At 60.8% G+C, this 15,498-nt stretch carries 16 protein-coding genes; 11 read left to right on the top strand and 5 right to left on the bottom strand.

The window, feature by feature from the left end; genetic code table 11:
• Nucleotides 1-176: 176 nt before the first annotated feature.
• Nucleotides 177-1,013, top strand: a complete 837-nt coding sequence (locus NCR98_RS31605; protein WP_250528347.1) for an ATPase — start codon at nt 177-179, stop codon at nt 1,011-1,013.
• 9 nt (nt 1,014-1,022) lie between these two features.
• Complete coding sequence (locus tag NCR98_RS31600) at nt 1,023-2,747, top strand: ATP-dependent helicase (protein ID WP_250528346.1); 1,725 nt, start codon at nt 1,023-1,025, stop codon at nt 2,745-2,747.
• 512 nt (nt 2,748-3,259) lie between these two features.
• On the opposite strand, the gene NCR98_RS31595 is transcribed toward NCR98_RS31600, so the two are convergent.
• The 4 genes from NCR98_RS31595 to NCR98_RS31580 all read right to left on the bottom strand — a co-directional run bounded on the left by NCR98_RS31595 (nt 3,260) and on the right by NCR98_RS31580 (nt 5,506).
• Nucleotides 3,260-3,469: a hypothetical protein gene (locus NCR98_RS31595; protein WP_086966738.1), complete on the bottom strand. Its 210-nt coding sequence runs from the start codon at nt 3,467-3,469 to the stop codon at nt 3,260-3,262.
• A 58-nt stretch (nt 3,470-3,527) separates the two neighbouring features.
• Nucleotides 3,528-3,980 carry a bactofilin family protein gene (locus NCR98_RS31590; RefSeq protein WP_250528345.1) on the bottom strand — a complete coding sequence of 151 codons (453 nt, stop codon included), beginning with the start codon at nt 3,978-3,980 and terminating at the stop codon, nt 3,528-3,530.
• Nucleotides 3,981-3,992: 12 nt separating this feature from the next.
• Nucleotides 3,993-4,823, bottom strand: coding sequence for a hypothetical protein (locus tag NCR98_RS31585; RefSeq protein WP_250528344.1), 831 nt, complete (start codon nt 4,821-4,823; stop codon nt 3,993-3,995).
• An 83-nt stretch (nt 4,824-4,906) separates the two neighbouring features.
• Nucleotides 4,907-5,506, bottom strand: coding sequence for a DUF1845 domain-containing protein (locus tag NCR98_RS31580; protein WP_250528343.1), 600 nt, complete (start codon nt 5,504-5,506; stop codon nt 4,907-4,909).
• Nucleotides 5,507-6,180: 674 nt separating this feature from the next.
• Between NCR98_RS31580 and NCR98_RS31575 the strand changes: the two genes are divergently transcribed.
• The 9 genes from NCR98_RS31575 to NCR98_RS31535 all read left to right on the top strand — a co-directional run bounded on the left by NCR98_RS31575 (nt 6,181) and on the right by NCR98_RS31535 (nt 14,798).
• A complete protein-coding gene (locus tag NCR98_RS31575; protein WP_086966733.1) occupies nt 6,181-6,450 on the top strand; it encodes a DUF7696 family protein in 270 nt (89 codons plus the stop codon).
• A complete protein-coding gene (locus NCR98_RS31570; protein WP_250528342.1) occupies nt 6,447-7,772 on the top strand; it encodes a recombination directionality factor in 1,326 nt (441 codons plus the stop codon). Before NCR98_RS31575 ends, NCR98_RS31570 begins: the two co-directional genes overlap by 4 nt.
• A gap of 166 nt (nt 7,773-7,938) precedes the next feature.
• Entirely contained in the window at nt 7,939-8,433 is a 495-nt protein-coding gene (gene ybiA, locus NCR98_RS31565) for a riboflavin biosynthesis intermediates N-glycosidase (protein ID WP_250528341.1), read from the top strand.
• 69 nt (nt 8,434-8,502) lie between these two features.
• Nucleotides 8,503-9,927, top strand: coding sequence for a metallophosphoesterase family protein (locus NCR98_RS31560; RefSeq protein WP_250528340.1), 1,425 nt, complete (start codon nt 8,503-8,505; stop codon nt 9,925-9,927).
• A gap of 140 nt (nt 9,928-10,067) precedes the next feature.
• A complete protein-coding gene (locus tag NCR98_RS31555) occupies nt 10,068-10,706 on the top strand; it encodes a hypothetical protein (protein ID WP_250528339.1) in 639 nt (212 codons plus the stop codon).
• Complete coding sequence (locus NCR98_RS31550) at nt 10,694-13,015, top strand: SMC family ATPase (protein WP_250528338.1); 2,322 nt, start codon at nt 10,694-10,696, stop codon at nt 13,013-13,015. The genes NCR98_RS31555 and NCR98_RS31550 overlap by 13 nt, the downstream gene beginning before the upstream one ends.
• Before the next feature lie 306 nt (nt 13,016-13,321).
• On the top strand, nt 13,322-13,708 hold the full coding sequence (locus NCR98_RS31545) for a hypothetical protein (RefSeq protein WP_250528337.1): 387 nt from the start codon (nt 13,322-13,324) through the stop codon (nt 13,706-13,708).
• Nucleotides 13,709-13,801: 93 nt separating this feature from the next.
• Nucleotides 13,802-13,987 (top strand): hypothetical protein, encoded by a 186-nt coding sequence (locus NCR98_RS31540; RefSeq protein ID WP_250479675.1) that lies wholly within the window; start codon nt 13,802-13,804, stop codon nt 13,985-13,987.
• 238 nt (nt 13,988-14,225) lie between these two features.
• Nucleotides 14,226-14,798, top strand: coding sequence for a hypothetical protein (locus tag NCR98_RS31535; RefSeq protein WP_250528336.1), 573 nt, complete (start codon nt 14,226-14,228; stop codon nt 14,796-14,798).
• A 109-nt stretch (nt 14,799-14,907) separates the two neighbouring features.
• Here the strand turns inward: NCR98_RS31535 and NCR98_RS31530 are convergent, their stop codons facing one another.
• Nucleotides 14,908-15,213 (bottom strand): hypothetical protein, encoded by a 306-nt coding sequence (locus NCR98_RS31530; protein WP_250528335.1) that lies wholly within the window; start codon nt 15,211-15,213, stop codon nt 14,908-14,910.
• Nucleotides 15,214-15,498: the final 285 nt, after the last annotated feature.

Genomic DNA, 15,498 nt, shown 5'->3' with positions numbered 1-15,498 from the left:
TCTTCGCTTCCAGCCTAGAGCGCGCCAATAATTCGGTGAAAGGCGCTCTAAATAGCCACCGTTTCGCGCTTTCGCACGCTGCCACCGCCGCAACAATGTTGAATATGGGCAACGCGCTTTGCTTGCCTGATCCCCAACGATGAAACGGGACCGATGCGGTCCAGGAGAAACGGCGAATGAGCACGGTTGTCGAACCCGGTAGTGAAGAGAAGGTCGCGCTTAGCGCACTTGAACAAGGTACGGCCGACGCGCCGCTCACGACCGACGGCGCGGACGACGGCGAGCTCGAGCGCGAGTTGACTCAGATGGAGGCCGACGCAGACCGCCTTCAGAAGGAAGGCGTTATCTCAAACGACGACGCCGACATGAAGCGTGCGGAAGTCGCCAAGACGCGCAAGCTCTTCCGCGATCTGCCTGCCGCTGAGCGTATCTCGATCATCAAGCGCCGCCGTGAAATCGGTCGTCAGTTGCTGGACCGCCAGCTTTCCGGTGCGGCAGTCGTGACCGCCCGCGTGCGTCTGAACCATACGCGCCTGAAGCCGCTATTCGAACAATGGTGGCCGTACATCAACCGCATGAGCATCAACATGCAGCGTTTTGGCCGCTCGACGTTCGGCGAGAACGACAAGGAAGTCGTCAACAGCGCGCTCGAAAAGCTGCTCGCGGGCATCGAGAGCTACGTGGAAGAGCAACTGCGCGTAGCCGAAGGCTTCCGCCAGCAAAAGGAAGCGGAGCTTCGGGCCAACAAGGAATTTGTGTTCGAGCCGACGATCCCGATGCCCGCGATGGACATCGAAGTCGAGGCATATTCGCGCTTTGCGATGCGCGTGCTGGGCGTCATCATGAAGTTCGACCGCGCGATGGATCACTTCGATTTCATGGTCTGGAACGGCATCCGGGATCAGTCGGACGTCGACGATGAAGCCGTCAACTTCCTCAAGCGCTTCAACCCGCTTGGCATTCGCGGGTACATGACGCACCTGAAGCTGATGACGACGGTCCGCGGCAACTAAGGAGGCGCGATGCTGGACGAACTCAATCCCCAGCAACGGGAAGTCGCCCAGTTGCGCCAGCATTGCGTGGCGATCGCCTGCCCCGGCGCGGGCAAGACGAAAACGATCGCCACGAAAGCAGCCCTGCTGCTACAAGACAGCGCCGCGACGGTAGGCGCCGTCACTTTCTCCAAGGACGCCGCGCTCGAACTGCGTGAGCGAATCCTGGCTGCCGCCGGCGAGTCGGCGAAGAAGCGGCTGATCGCCGGTACCTTTCATTCGCTCGCTTTCAAGCAACTGAAACGCCCTGGCGCGCGGCCACTTGATATCGCCTCCGATGGCGACCGGCTTGGCCTGCTGATCCGCGTGATGCAGGAACTCGGCCGCGACGGAAAGGCAGAAGACGTCATTCCAACGATCGAGAAGATCAAAACCAATTTTGGTCGGTGCGACCCGGATACTGCCGACGGCGAGCTATATCACGCCTATCAGGACGCGCTTGCTCGTAACGGCAAGATCGATTTCCAGGACATGCTGCGCCTCGCTGTGGAGGGGATGGAGCAGGGCACGATTGCCCCATACGCGTTCACCTATCTGCTCGTTGACGAGTTTCAGGATACCGACCCGCTGCAGTACCGGTGGATCGAGCTTCATGCGAAGGCGGGTTCGGTCGTGACGGTCGTCGGCGACGATGACCAGAGCATCTACGCGTTTCGTGAGGCGCTGGGCTATCGGGGCATGGAGTCGTTCATCCAGTCGTTCGCGGCAAAGCCCGTCGTCTTGGGCAGCAACTACCGGTGCCGCGCAGAGATTCTGGGCGCAGCGGACCGGGTGATTCGGAATAACGCCGACCGCATCGCAAAAGTGCTGCGTGCGGAAAAGGGCTCCGGCGGTACTGTGCAAACGTCTCGCCATCCAGATGAGTATGAGGAGGCAACCGCGGCGGTCGAGGTGCTCGGGCCGTTGCTCGCGAAAGGGCAGTCGTGCGCGATCCTGGCGCGCACCAACCGCATACTGGATCCGCTCGAGTCCGTTTGCCGCTCGCATGGCATCAAGTACTACCGGGCATCGGGCGCGTCCGTCCTTAGCCGCCCGGAGGGCGCGCTGATGTGCAACCTGCTTGAAATCGTTGAGCGAATCAAAGACACCGGCCTCGATGCGGTCTTGGCGCACCTCGGGCTTACCGCCCAACAGCTACGCGCCCTCCACGCGGACATGGGTGCGGAACTGACGCAGAAGGGGCGGGCGGAGTTGGTTGATCTCGGGCTGCCCGAGGACGTGGCGACGAACTATCGCGAGTTCATGAAGCGGCTCGCTGAATGGCAAAGCCTGTGCGATCGCAAGTTCTATTCGCTGACGCTCTCGGGCGTCGCCGAGTGGATGTTGAAGTACGCGAAGAAGGATTCCGCACTCCGCGCAATTCAAGCGACGAACGACGTCTTGTCGCGCCTGTCAGGCAGCTTCGCTGAGCGGCTGCTGTTCCTGCGCCAGGACAACAATGAGCCGACCCCGGGCGCGCTTATCCTGACGACGATGCACAGTTCAAAAGGGCTGGAATGGGACCATGTCTGGATGGCGCGCAGCGAGGAGTCGATCGTGCCGGACCCGAAGTCCACTGAACCGGAGGAGCGGCGCTTGTTCTACGTTGCAATGACGCGTGCGAGAGAGTCGCTCATGATCTCAGGGACGGCGAAGAACTTGGAGTCCCGGTTTGTCGTTGAGGCGCAGCTCAATCAGAGCGCAATCGCGGCCTAACTCCACACTGCAGAGCCCCGTTTGCTGGACGCATTTGAACGATGGGTGGTTGGATCTCGATGCGCACAAAGCGAGCCTCGGCCGGCTTTCACATCAAGAAAAACGTGCCGAATAAGGGGGATGTGCATATTCGGCACGCTTTGTAACACGCCATTTGTGCTTCAAAATTAAGGCACTAGCCGGATGCTCAAATCAAACGGGACACTCTCCGGAGAGCGTCTCCCAGTTCCTATTGCGCGAGGTCGACCGGCAGCATGAAAGCAAAAAAGCCCGCTCAAGGCGGGCCTTGGGGCTTTCTTGCAACAAAGATTCAGAGGCAAGGCCGCAGACGTGCCTAACCTGAAATCTCTTACTTCTCCGCCGCGTCTACCTTCGCATCAGCGGCCTTCTTGTTGGCGTCGTTCTCGCGCGCTTCCGCTTTCAGCATGCCGTCAATGACAAAAGCCCATGATTTGGATCCGATCGAGGCGCGACATTAGTTCACAGCGGCGGCGCAGACGGAGTCGACATTGCTAGCGCTTGCGTTGCAGAGCGCGTTTATACCTTGCGACGGACTGGTAAGCGGGTCGATTCCAATGAGGCGTGTCGACGGGCATCGACTGGCTATTTACGAGTCGTCCGGTATCGAGCATGCAGAAGCAGTGGCCTTCGAAAGCAGCCTCTTGGGCCGCCGCGTCCCACGTCACGGTGAGGAAATCGAAGATCGGGTCAATCGGTTTCATGGTCGGGGTTCTTAGAGACTTTGACCCGCTATCGGCAAATCATGGGGCTTATAGAGGCTCAGGCCATTGCGCGGGAGAGCTCTGTCACATTTGACTCCGCGCGTTCGTGGCCTTTCACGTCGTCCAGGCGCGGACCGGCGATAGGCCCTTCGTCTGGTGTGGAATCGGCCTCGATCGTCAGCATTCTGGCGACGCGCTTCAGCGTGCCGTTCAAAGACGCACGCGGACCAAGGCGGATGGTGCTGGAGTAGAAGATGTCGCCCGAGACTTGGCCATTGATTTCCAGCGAGCCCCGAGCGTGCACATCCCCGTCGACGCGCCCGTCAATGCGAACGTGCTCGCCCTGCGCGGAGCCTTTTACGAGTCCGCCTTCGCCGATGTGCAGCAGACCCTGCGTCGAGATGATGCCGCCATCGAGCAAGCCGAAGAACGAAATGCCGTGATCCACGACCATGTCGCCGGTGATCGCGCAGCCGCGCGCAATAAGCGTGATATTCAGTTCGGTTTTCATGGTGTCGATTCCTTAAAACATTTGCACTTCGTTCGTCCCGCCGCGGTTCGCAGGCGCTGACTTCTTGCTTGCAGCCGACGCGGTGTCGCCATCGCTTACCTGCTCATCCCGCGAATGCGAGCGATGACGGTTGCTGTGCGTACGGGCCGGTGTCGCGTGTTGTTGCGACGCTTGTTCCTCGGCGGCAGGCTGCGCCGCAGCTTGCGCGGGCGGCACTGACGCCACGGGCTGAGTGGGAGCCTGGCTAGCCACCTCTGCCTCGCGACGCGTTTGATGAATAGGCGAGGCAGCCGCGCGTTGCACATCGTTCGAGACAGGAGGAACGGCCTTGCTGGCGGCCGTGCTTGCTGCGCTCGCTGCCGGGCCGCTCGTTGTACCCAGCGAATTCTTGAACTGGTCAGCCGTCAGACCGATTGGGGAAGCCGCAGCAACGTCTTTTCCGGTCAGCATCGGCGCGAGCGCTACCGGGTGAGGTGGCTCCGCATCGATCGGGCGCGTCGCCGCGGCGACTGCCGGTCCTTCCGTTGCTGGCCGTTCGCTTCCGTTGGATTGCGGCTGAGCGGCGGTCTTCTTTACGTCGTGCGCGGAGGACGCGCCCACCGACTTGTACAACGATGCTGCTCCCATACCCGCCATAGCCACGACAGTGGCGATGGCGACAGCCACAAGGCTTCGGCGCGCGACAGGCACGGCCTTCGGAAGCCGCAATTTGAGCGTTTTTTTCTTGGCGTCTGCCGTCAGGTCGGCCGGCGCCGGGAGCGCAGCGATTTGCCGCGGCAGATCGATGATCATCGAGTCAGGTGCGAACTGCGCATGCAGTCGTTGAATTTCGCGTAAGTCCATGCGGGGTCCTCCCGTCGTTGTTAGGTCGAGCAAGTCCAGCGCTGCGGCGCAAACCCGAGGCGCAGGGACGTTTCATTCCGATGTCAGTGAGTACGATCCGAGTCCGGAAGCAGCACACCTTCTGGTGCAAAGCGGTCGTTGTCCGGCATGCACAAGAAAGGGATTTGATTGATGCGTGCCTCGGCAGCCTCGAGCGCGGATTGGCGTACTTGAGCCGTCATGGTTCTCAGCATCAGCGCTTCCATCGTCTTGAGGAAAAGCTGGTCATACATCGAGAGGAGCCGCACAAGGCGACCGGACATGGCGTGCTTAATCTCAAGCGTGACCATCTCGGGCGGCGTCGGTGCGCGTCGACCCGGAAACTTACCTGCCCATGCGAGCGCCTTCTTCATGAACGCCTCGGCCGTGCGAAACTCCGACTCGATCGCGATGAGCTTGCCTCCGCGCGCAACGGTCATCTTTGCGGCCGCGAAGTTGAAGTCGGCTCGGAGGAATTCACGCGCGAACAACGAGTAATAGGGCAGCTCCGTTTTTGCCAGCGTGTCGCCGTTGATGCGTGCGAGACGACTGTCGTTCGTCAGTCGGTTTAACGGACGAAGACCGCTCTGCGCAGCGGTCTCGTTGCGAAGCGCAGCAGTTTGCTTCGGGTCGTCGTCAGGCGCTTCTAGGTCGGTCACGGCCATAAGATTTTCGGTATGTCTGTGTTCTCTCTCACATCTAATTTTCATTGATTAGGCGAGAGTCGAACGGGCGAAAGCTATATGAATTTCGTGAGCTTTCGAGCGCACGCGCACGTCATTAACCCGGATACTCAACTCCATTCCCCGCGTCACCGACGCATCGACCTCGACTCCAAGCCCGGAGTCCATCTTTTCTCTGCAAGTCGTGCCCGCCTCGTGCGTTGGCATGCGCCGACCGGATAGCTACCGGTGTGGAAATCTCCTTGTGCTGAGTGTGCTCGCTACACACTCCCCAATTTCAGCCGTGATACTCGTACCCTGTGCTGCATTCATTTGCGCCGGTACATCGTTCGAACCCGGGTTTTCGGGTGTTCTCTCTCCAGAGCCTGATCTGGGTAGAACGATCGAAGTTGGCTGATCCGTGATTCCTGCGGCGGAAGTAATTCCGAAAAGGGCTGTTGCGCGGCGTGACCATGCTGTGCGAGAACGACTTTACGTTCTCTGACCGAGCGACACCGGCTTTGTCCGGCCGCTCCCTGCACGCCACGTCCCCGGAAGGGACGTGGCGCGTAGGTCTCTCTATCGATTTCAAGAAGCTCGCTCCCTGACCGGAGCGGGCTTTTTTTTCGTCTGGCGCTTCCTGCGGCCGGATATTTTCTCAACGGAGGTGCTGTTCCATGCTTTTGCCCGACCGCCTCAATCAGCGTATCGCCGAGGCCATCACGCATCAAATCAATACCGAGCGCGAGCAGGCGGACACCGCGTCCCCCGTTTGGCGTGAGCGGTGCGAAGTCGCTCGAGTCGCGATGTTCAGCGACGCGGAGCGCTCTGTCTTCATTTCCCATGTCACCGAACGTCGCGGCAGTGCGGCAGCCCGAGAGATGCAATCTCAGGCTGAAACGCTGCGGACCAACGCCATCTTCTTTCTCGCAAGGAAACCATCATGAATGCAGTAGTTCAGATGTTCGATCACGCGCCGCGCAGCCTCGTTGAAGAACGAGCTATCCGCCCGCCCACGATCGGCAAGATTCGACCCGGTATCAAAGTGCTTACGCGGGCGCATCGAGCCAACGAAAAAGCGGTCAAGCTCTATAGCGAGATGGTGGCCGCGGGTGAGTCGTTCGAAGCCATCGGCAAGGTGCTCGAAACGTCGCTGAAGCTGCGCAACGCGCTCATTCCGCGCAACGTCGACTACTTCGTCTGCAGACGCTCGGATTTCTCGAATCCGGACACGGCTGACGAGATCCTGCGGCTGTATGGCGAAGATCGCGGTCTTGGGTTGCGGCTATACCGCTTCCCGATCATGTTTGCGTTCGACGACTGGCTGCGCAATGTGCCCAATCAGATGGCCGCGTACACGACAACCGGGCGACAGTACTTCTCGGAGTACGACCGCGACGGCAAGCGCTATTGCAAGACGTACGCGCCGGTCGAGCGTAACGCACGTGCACAGCGGGCCCGTCGATCCTTCGGTGGGCGGCTGGTCGTTCACCGACAAGACGACGACATTCCCGATGGCGTCTGTGATCCTCACGTCTGTCCGCAGTATCAGGACCGGAAGTGCAACCTAAGCGCAAACTTCTTGTTTGCGGTTCCCGACGTGAAGGGGCTTGGGCTGATCGAGCTGCCGACCAACTCGATCTACGTGCTGCAGAAGGCGTATTCGGCGATGCAGACCGTGGCATTGGCGCGCGGCAGGCTCACCGGCACGCGCTTCTGGCTCTCGAAGAAAGAGTTCGACATTACGCGGATTGACGATAACGGCCAGGCCGTGCGTCAGAAGCAGATGTTGACGGTGCTCGATGCCGACATCGACCTAGGCGCCCTGCTGGATGGCGCCGAGGAGGCTCAACCGGCGCTCGATGCTGCCAGTCGTGCAGTGGCGCTGCTGGAGTCGGACGGAACAGTACAGTCGACCGGTGATCCGCTCCTTCAGCCAGAGCAGCAGGCCGAGGACGCACTGACAGGCGATGGCGCATCATCGGGCATCGACGGCGCCGATGGTCATGACGACGACTCGCCGGATCCCGACGAGACGCTGGAAGATAAGCGTCTCCGCATGTCGGACCTGCTGCATCGCCTGGGCCTAAGTCAGCCGGAGCGACAGAACGGCTTCCGCAAGTACGCGCACCAGACGTACGGTCGCGGTTGGATCGAACGCATCGCTGATGTCGATGCGATGAATGCGCGTCTCAAGAACGCGCTCGACGATCCCGCCTCGCTCGACGTCGAAATTCAGGACACGATTGCACAAGCTGCCTACGTCTAACCTTGGCCAGTCCCCTTCGGGGGCTGGCATCCTTTCTTCTACGCTCGCGCATGAGAGCATTTCAGCAAGAACCGCTTGCTCAAATGCTTTCGACCGCGCTCACACGTGCGCATCGAATTCGTCCGCTTCGGCGGCCCATCTACTTGTTCGCGCGAAGGAGATTCCAATGCGTAGAGTCGGCAACTTCACGCTGTTCTTCGGCGCGGAGGACGCATTTAGCAACTGGCATCCGTGCCGCTTTTCGTATCACGACGTCGATTTCGTCAGTGTTGAACAGTTCATGATGTTTTCGAAAGCCAAGCTGTTCGGCAACGAAGACATCGCTCAGGCTGTGCTCGCCACGCATCTGCCCAAGGAACAAAAAGCCCTCGGGCGCGAGGTTAAAGGTTTCGATCTCGAAACATGGAAGGCCAAGCGCGAGTCGATCGTGTACGTCGGATGCCGTGAGAAGTTCGCGCAGCATCCGGGTCTGCGAACGCTGTTGCTTGCGACTGCTCCAACCGAACTGGTCGAAGCAAGTCCTTACGACACGATATGGGGCGTGGGTCTTGGTGAGCATCATCCAGACATCACGGACAAGTCGAAGTGGCGTGGCCAGAACCTTCTGGGCAAGGCACTGATGAAAGTCCGCGACACGCTGTCAACGCGATCCCTTTCTTAGCGCGCCCCAACGGCGCATCGGCAAATACTGGCTACCTTCGGGTGGCCTTTTTCATTTATAGGAGGCGATTTGAAGATCGCACATTTTTCTGACCTGCACTACGCGCCGGGAAATCTCGAAGAGTCGGACCGATGCTTTGGCTTTGCCGCCGAGCACGCGGTTCTCGCACACGCCGATGTTGCGGTGATCTCGGGCGACGCGACGGACCATCGGCTTGATGCACACGCGCCGTCGTTGAACCGCCTTGCGCGGCGCATCAATGGGCTGAGCGGCAGCATGCCAGTTCTCATGCTGCAGGGCACGTTCTCACATGAACCGCCGGGCACCTTACGCAATTTCGAACTGATGGCCACGACGCATCAGATCTATGTTGCGGAACGCGTGCAGCAGGTAAGCCTTCACGAGGGGCGGTTCTACCCCTCAGACGGCCCGGTGTTCTCGGACGACGAGCTTCGCGAAGTCCTCGCGATTGGCGCTGACGTCGTGTTCACGTGCTTGCCCACCGTCAACAAGGGTCAACTGGCGGCTGCGGTGGGTGCCAAGGAAGCCGGTATGGGCCTCGAAGCTGTGCTCGGCAACTATTTGGTCGCCGCAGGCCGCATCAACCAGCAGCTCAGAGCGGCGGGGATACGCACTGTCGGCGTGTCGCACGGCACGGTCAACGGTTGCACGACCGAGCACGGCGTCACGATGGCGAGCTTCGATCATGAGTTCTCGCTGGGCAGCCTGTTCGAAGCCGAGTGCGACGCCTTCATGCTTGGACACATCCACAAAGCGCAGCAGTGGGAGCGAGCGGGGCGCGTCGTGGCCTATCCCGGTTCCATCGGGCGGCTCCACTACGGTGAGGAAGGCGACAAAGGCTTTCTCATGTGGAATGTCGAGGTCGGAAGCGCGCACGCCGATCTGGTCGTTACGCCTTCGCGGCAGACGATCTGCGTCGACTTCGACGGACCGCCCGACATGGAGCGCCTCGCTGCAATCGCGCTCGATGCGACCGACAAGTTCGTGCGAGTTCGTTGGCAGGTTGACGAGGAGCACAAGCAGTCAGTGGACCGTGACGCGATCGCGGCGCTGTTTGGCCATGCGGCCGAGCTGAAAGTCGAAGCTCGCATTCTTCCGGTCGTGCGATCACGCGCGCAAGGCATCAGCCTCGAAACGTCGATTGATCGGAAGCTCGAGCGCTGGTGCCAACACGCTGATGTCGATCCGGCGCCCTTGCTTGACCGGTTGCAGTTACTGGAAACGGGGGACGCGGACGCAATTTCTGCTGGCGTGCTGGCTCGACTGAGCGATGCGGAGCCGACGCATTCGTTGGCAAATGACGGGCTGCCCGCATTGTCGAGCATACCGGAGCCTTCGCCGGTGACTGTCCAAGAAGCTCGGAGTGACGATGTCGGCGACGCTCTACCGATGCCCGATGCGACACTGGAAATCGTCGAGTCGGCTTCGGCAAGTCAGCTTTCGTGGCTCAACGATGATTTGTTCGCGGCTTAATTAGCAAATGAAGTAGCCGCGCATGCAGAGGAGGCCAGCATGGCTCCTCTGCTTGGACACGCGAGCCGTGTTCCGATAGCCGATTTGATCGTCGCTATCGAAACAGAGGTTTCACCGCGTCTTTGACGCATCGACTAGTAGTGGCAGGACCTTTCTCCAGCAGTTCATCTTTTCTTTCACCCTGGCGGGGAGCGATCCCCTACCGGGGCCGCATTCCGCCCACCATAACGGAGTGCATCATGTTTGGTCTTTATCCCGCAGGCCCGAACTGGGTTCGCAGCTTTGCCTTGGGCGACTGCTCGTCGCGTGATCTTCAAAAGTCGTTGGTCGATTTGGCCGGCTTTACCGCTGCGATTCAGCATCAGCCGTTCGGTCAACACCGAGGCGCGGTACTGGCGCAGTCCGGTCAGACGCTGTTGCTGGTCGCCACGACGCCCGGCGCTTGCGAGATCGCCGTTACGCCGACCGTTGAAATGCAGCACCTTCTCTGGGCGTATCAGGAAGGGTATGCAAGTCAGTGGTCGGCTGCGGAAATCCGAAGCCTCACCGGGTACAGCGGCTGGTCAGAGCTTTTGACGAACGCGCGTCGCGAGTTCAGCAGAGTCTGCGATCACGTAGCAGCCGCGCTCGATGGCACGCTTCAGGCACCGTCCCGTGCCATCGCTTCTGCTGACCTGAACGAGCCGTTTCCCAACGAGGACGACGACGCGTTCTATTCCCAGATGGCAGCGATGTCTGCGTCGATGAGCGTGTCGGAGGACGTGTCATGCGGCCTCTAAAACTGACACTGGAAGGCTTCGTTGGCGTGCGCGATGGCATGAAACGCGAAAGCGTCACGCTTGACCTGGAGGCGTTGCCTGATGGCCTGATCGCCTTGACCGGCCCTAACGGGGCGGGCAAGACCACGCTTATGGACAACCTGCACCCGTATCCGATCATGCCGTCGCGCGCGTCAAAGCTGTCGGTCGACGCCTTCTCGTACTGGGATCACATCTGTGGCACCAGTGCATTGAAGGAACTTGAATGGGAGCACGACGGCATCCGCTATCGCTCGTCCTTCACGTTCCGCAAGCCCGGCAAGACAGGCAAGGCGGAGTACTACCTTGCCTATCACGGCGTCGACGGTACGTGGCGGCCGGTGTCTTTGCCCGACGGGACCGTGTCGGACGGCAAGGCAGAGTCGTATAACCGCTGTGTCGAGGCGATCAACGGTTCGTTGGAGACGTTCTTCACGAGCGTGTTCTCTGCTCAGAACCGACGGCCGCTCGCGTCGTACGGTGCGGGCGAGATCAAGACGCTGCTGGCTGAACTTCTTGGCATCGACCACCTGAAAGCATTGTCGGCGAAAGCCGGTGAGGTCGCGAAGGTGCTCGGCAAGTCGCTCGAAGGCGTCCAGTCTGAGCTTGGTGCGCTCGCCGGAAAGCGGCAACGTAAAGCAGACGCTGAGCAGTCGATCGTCGCGCACGGCAACACCTTGCGTGCCGCTCGGGAGCAACGCGACGCCGCGCTGGAGCAGGCGAGCAAGCTGACTCAAGAACGGGCGACCCTTGCGGCCAAGCAGAGCGAATCGGCCACGACCGAGGCGCGCTTGCGAGAGCTGGGGGTGCGCCGCAACGAGTTGGGGCGCGCTTTGAAAAGCGCGGCAGACGACGAGCAGGCAGCAGCGGTTCGTTGCCAGCAGCGCGTTTCCGTGCTGAGTCGAACAGTGACCACGCACCAAGCAACGCTGGCTCGCCGTGAGGCGATTCTCGGTGCGGCGGCGAAGCGCGAGGAAGCCGAGTTGGCGATTGCGCGGGAGGAAGCGAGGTTTGCTCCTTTGCAGCGCGACATTGCCGACTTGGAGGTCAAACGCGCTACGTTGACGACGCTCGATGCAACGCTTACCAGCTTGATGAGCCAGGGCACGACGAAAGCCGCGCACTTTGAAACGCTGAGCAAGCAGGCGGCTGTTGCGGAGCAAGTGCCGTGCGTCGGTCATTCGATGCATGCGCAATGTCCGCTGCTCGCGCAAGCGTTCCAGGCGAGAGAGCAAGCGGAAGTGCAGCGTGTATCGGTGGCGAATTTTCGCGCGGAGTATCGCGAGAAGAAAGCCCAAGCTGAGGCCTTGGCGCTCGTGCCGGCTGAGTTGGCGGCGAAGCGCGTTGAGATGCTCGCCATCACCGATGCGGCCGCGCAGCTTCGCCGTGCCTTGCAGGCGGCGGCAGAGCTTGCCGCCACTAAGCCCTTGCTGGATGCAGCCGTATCGGGCCTTGAAACCGCGCAAGCTGAGTTGCGTTCGATCACCGAGGAAAGTGCCGCACGTACTGCCAAGTACCAGTCTGAGAAGACCCGTATGGAAGCCGAGCTTGCGCGCATTACCGAGGAGGTCGGGCGACTGGCCGCCGTCGATGTGACAGCCGCGATTGCGAAGCTGGATCGCGACATCGCAGGGAACCGCGAGACCGTCGCTGCACTGGATGGTCGGATCGAGCAATCCATCCGATCACAAAGCGTGTTGCAGGCCGAAGCGGAAGCTCTGGCTGTAGAGTTGGAGAAGTTCTCGGCCACGCAGTCGCGTGCCGAAGGCCTCTCCGATGAAATTGCTCATTGGAAGCTGCTGGCTAAGGGTCTGGGCAACGACGGCGTAATCGCGTTGACCATCGATGACGCGGGCCCGGCGCTGACGCATACCGTCAACGAGCTACTGCTCGCGTGCTACGGGATGCGCTTCACCGTTGAGATCCGCACGCAGCGCACGCTCGCGAGCGGTGAACTACGTGAGGGCTTCGAGATCCTCGTTCACGATGCCGAGTCCGACAGCAGCAAGTCGGTCTCCGTCATGTCCGGTGGTCAGAAGGTCTGGATCAACGAGTGCCTCACGCGTGGCATCGCGCTCTATCTCGCGCAGAACACCGGTCAGCCGTATCAGACCTTGTTCAGCGACGAGTCAGACGGCCCGCTGGATCCTGAACGCAAAGTGCAGTTCATGCGCATGAAGCGCGAGGTGTTGCGCCAAGGTGGGTATCAGCGGGAGTTTTTCATCTCGCAGACGCCCGACCTAGTCGCAGAGGCCGACGCAGTCATCGACGTGCAGGCGCTTGCCGCCTAATTTTTTCATCAACCCTTGTGGGGAGTCGCCCCACAAGGGCGTTCCCTGTTTCTCTCCTTTCTCGCGCCGCTCGGCGCACAGACCCTATGGCAAACCTTTTGATGCTGCTGCTCGCGGCAGCCGGCAGTCCGTCTCATTCGAATGCGGTGCCTCACCAGCCGCCTGCGGAGCAAGCTGCACCGGCTAGTGCCCAGTCGCAGTCGCCGCGCCCGCCGTCCTTGCGTCGCGCGGCTGCGTTCGATACCGGCCGTCTGCGTCGCATCTGACAGCGTCTTATTTGCTTTCACTTCTTGACTGGAGCCTTCCATGGCCTATTCCTGTACCGATTTCGTTGACGACGTACTCAATGACATGGTGATCCGCAACTGGATCAAGCCCGAGCAGTACGGGCCTGACGACCCGCAAGCCCAGTGCGATGCGGTGTTGGGCGCGATCGGCGATGCCGACGTTTCGCTTCGTCTGGCCGCTGACGCGAAGCAGTTTCATGCCGAACTGCTGGATGCCGTCGAAACGCTGACCGCCATCGCCGAGCAGCACGGCGCGCTTGCCCTCGCGAATGTGGTCTATCTCCAGATGGCCATTTTGAAGGGCGGGGTGATCGAGCTTACGCGCGATGAGGCGGAGGCACTCTCGTTTGTCAGAGAGCTGCCCTCGGGCGGTCGCTGGTGGCAGCGCGTCAAGCTGATCGAGTAAGTGGCACAAATCGCTGTCCAATTTTTTTCTCAACCCTTGCGGGGAAGCGGCCCGCTCGGGTCGCTCCCGCCTTTCATTGTGTGGAGTGTTTTCATGTTTGAAGCAGCCAAGCTGGGCGCATCGCCCGAGCGGTTTCCCAACCTCGAAGCGGCGATTGGCTATATCGCCGGCACAGCGACGCACGCGGGTGAAGTTCGCCCGTGGGTCCGCAACGTTGATACCAAGGTCTTCCTGATCATCGGCGGCAGAGTGCAGCCTCAAAACGGGGTGCGCCAATGACGCCGCCCTGGCTGGAGCAATACGCCAGCGGCCAGAAGACCGGCTACGCGCAAGCCTTCATGGCGTCGCCGAGTACTACGGAGTCGATGGATCTGCTGACGATGACCCGGAAATCGAGGAGCGGATCGCCTTGCATCGGCAGCCGCTCGTGGGTTACGCCAGTCGCACAGGCACACGCCGCAACCTGGCCGCACTCAAGGGGGCCGACTGGCGCTTGTTGGTCTAGGCCAAGGGCGAGTTGCGTACCGAGGGCTTCGATCGCTACGCATTGGATAACGGCGCTTGGACCGCATACCAGCAGGGCCTGCCCTTCGATGAGCACGTGTTTTCGGTTGCTGTCGAACGGCTTGGCGAGCGGGCCGATTGGCTTGTCCTTCCGGACATCGTCATGGGTGGCATGGCCTCGCTCGACTACTCGCTGAAGTGGCCCGAACGACTTCGCGGGATGCCGTGCCGGATGCTGATCGCAGTTCAGAACGGTATGCAGGTCGATGACCTTGCGTCGCTTTTGTCCCCTGCGGTTGGCATCTTCATCGGCGGATCAACGGAGTGGAAAGAGCAGACGGCGCACGTGTGGGGGTCCCTCGCGCGACGGCGTCACTGCTACTTGCACGTCGGTCGCGTGAACTCGGCTCGGCGCATTCGCATTTGTGCGGCCGCCGGTGCGGACAGTTTCGACGGTACCAGCGTGAGCCGGTATGCGAAGTCGCTTCCGCGCCTGGATCGCGCAACGCGTCAAGGCGACATGTTCGCAGCAGCGCACGACGGCCTTGAAGAGGCGCAATGTGCGACGGCTGACCTTTTGATTTGATTCAACCATTAACCCTTGCGGGAGCGCATCCCGTAAGGGTCGCTCCTATTTTTGCGGAGCGACAAGATGGAACAGGAAGTTTTCTCGAAGATGGAAGCTGCGATCAGCGTCATGCAGCGATACATCGAACTTGGGCATAGCCGACGTTATGCCGTATGGCGTTGAGGTACGCGACGCTGTCGGCGATGGGGTCTCCCATTGCCGCAACGCTCTGCGCCGTGGTTGCGGGTGGCAGGAAGCTCGCTTTCTGCGACGCGGCAGGCGTGCCACTCTGGCTCCCTGTGTTGTTCGAGCCACCTGTGCTGTTGGAATCGGAGGAACCGGAGCCGCCGCTGCATGCGGCGAGCACGGCGACGGTCAAGGCTGTCAGAGCGGAAAGGCGGATGGACGGCAATGCAGAAAACGACTGTTTCAAACCAGACCTCGTTAAGTTCGTGGACGCCTGAGCGGGCGTTTTGATCGTTCCTTCGATTCACCGACCCGTCATAGACGAGCGGGTCGTTGACGAAACCAGTGTTGGCCGAGAAGCGTCTTGTCAAGGCAACGGAATAGCGCACGGAACCGGCGCGTTGCGGCCCAATGCGAGGCGCGCACGCCTGCCCGGAACAGCAGAGGCATGGTGAACAGAAAGCGGATTGTTGCGCAGCTGAAGCGGAGGTTTTTCTCGCGCGCCTTTCATCGCAAACTGGTGAGGGCCGGA

The sequence above is a fragment of the Caballeronia sp. GAWG2-1 genome, from assembly GCF_023631405.1.
Classification (GTDB): domain Bacteria; phylum Pseudomonadota; class Gammaproteobacteria; order Burkholderiales; family Burkholderiaceae; genus Caballeronia.
The sequence above is the reverse complement of the archived record's forward strand: the minus strand, read 5'-3'. Positions and strand labels throughout refer to the sequence as shown.

Bases quoted from the DNA above. Each gene is read 5' to 3' on its own strand.
- NCR98_RS31540 (WP_250479675.1), top strand. From the start codon at position 13,802: ATGTTTGAAGCAGCCAAGCTGGGCGCATCGCCCGAGCGGTTTCCCAAC.
- ybiA (WP_250528341.1), top strand. From the start codon at position 7,939: ATGCGTAGAGTCGGCAACTTCACGCTGTTCTTCGGCGCGGAGGACGCA.
- NCR98_RS31605 (WP_250528347.1), top strand. From the start codon at position 177: ATGAGCACGGTTGTCGAACCCGGTAGTGAAGAGAAGGTCGCGCTTAGC.
- NCR98_RS31590 (WP_250528345.1), bottom strand. From the start codon at position 3,980: ATGAAAACCGAACTGAATATCACGCTTATTGCGCGCGGCTGCGCGATC.
- NCR98_RS31600 (WP_250528346.1), top strand. From the start codon at position 1,023: ATGCTGGACGAACTCAATCCCCAGCAACGGGAAGTCGCCCAGTTGCGC.
- NCR98_RS31575 (WP_086966733.1), top strand. From the start codon at position 6,181: ATGCTTTTGCCCGACCGCCTCAATCAGCGTATCGCCGAGGCCATCACG.
- NCR98_RS31550 (WP_250528338.1), top strand. From the start codon at position 10,694: ATGCGGCCTCTAAAACTGACACTGGAAGGCTTCGTTGGCGTGCGCGAT.
- NCR98_RS31595 (WP_086966738.1), bottom strand. From the start codon at position 3,469: ATGAAACCGATTGACCCGATCTTCGATTTCCTCACCGTGACGTGGGAC.
- NCR98_RS31580 (WP_250528343.1), bottom strand. From the start codon at position 5,506: ATGGCCGTGACCGACCTAGAAGCGCCTGACGACGACCCGAAGCAAACT.
- NCR98_RS31570 (WP_250528342.1), top strand. From the start codon at position 6,447: ATGAATGCAGTAGTTCAGATGTTCGATCACGCGCCGCGCAGCCTCGTT.
- NCR98_RS31585 (WP_250528344.1), bottom strand. From the start codon at position 4,823: ATGGACTTACGCGAAATTCAACGACTGCATGCGCAGTTCGCACCTGAC.
- NCR98_RS31545 (WP_250528337.1), top strand. From the start codon at position 13,322: ATGGCCTATTCCTGTACCGATTTCGTTGACGACGTACTCAATGACATG.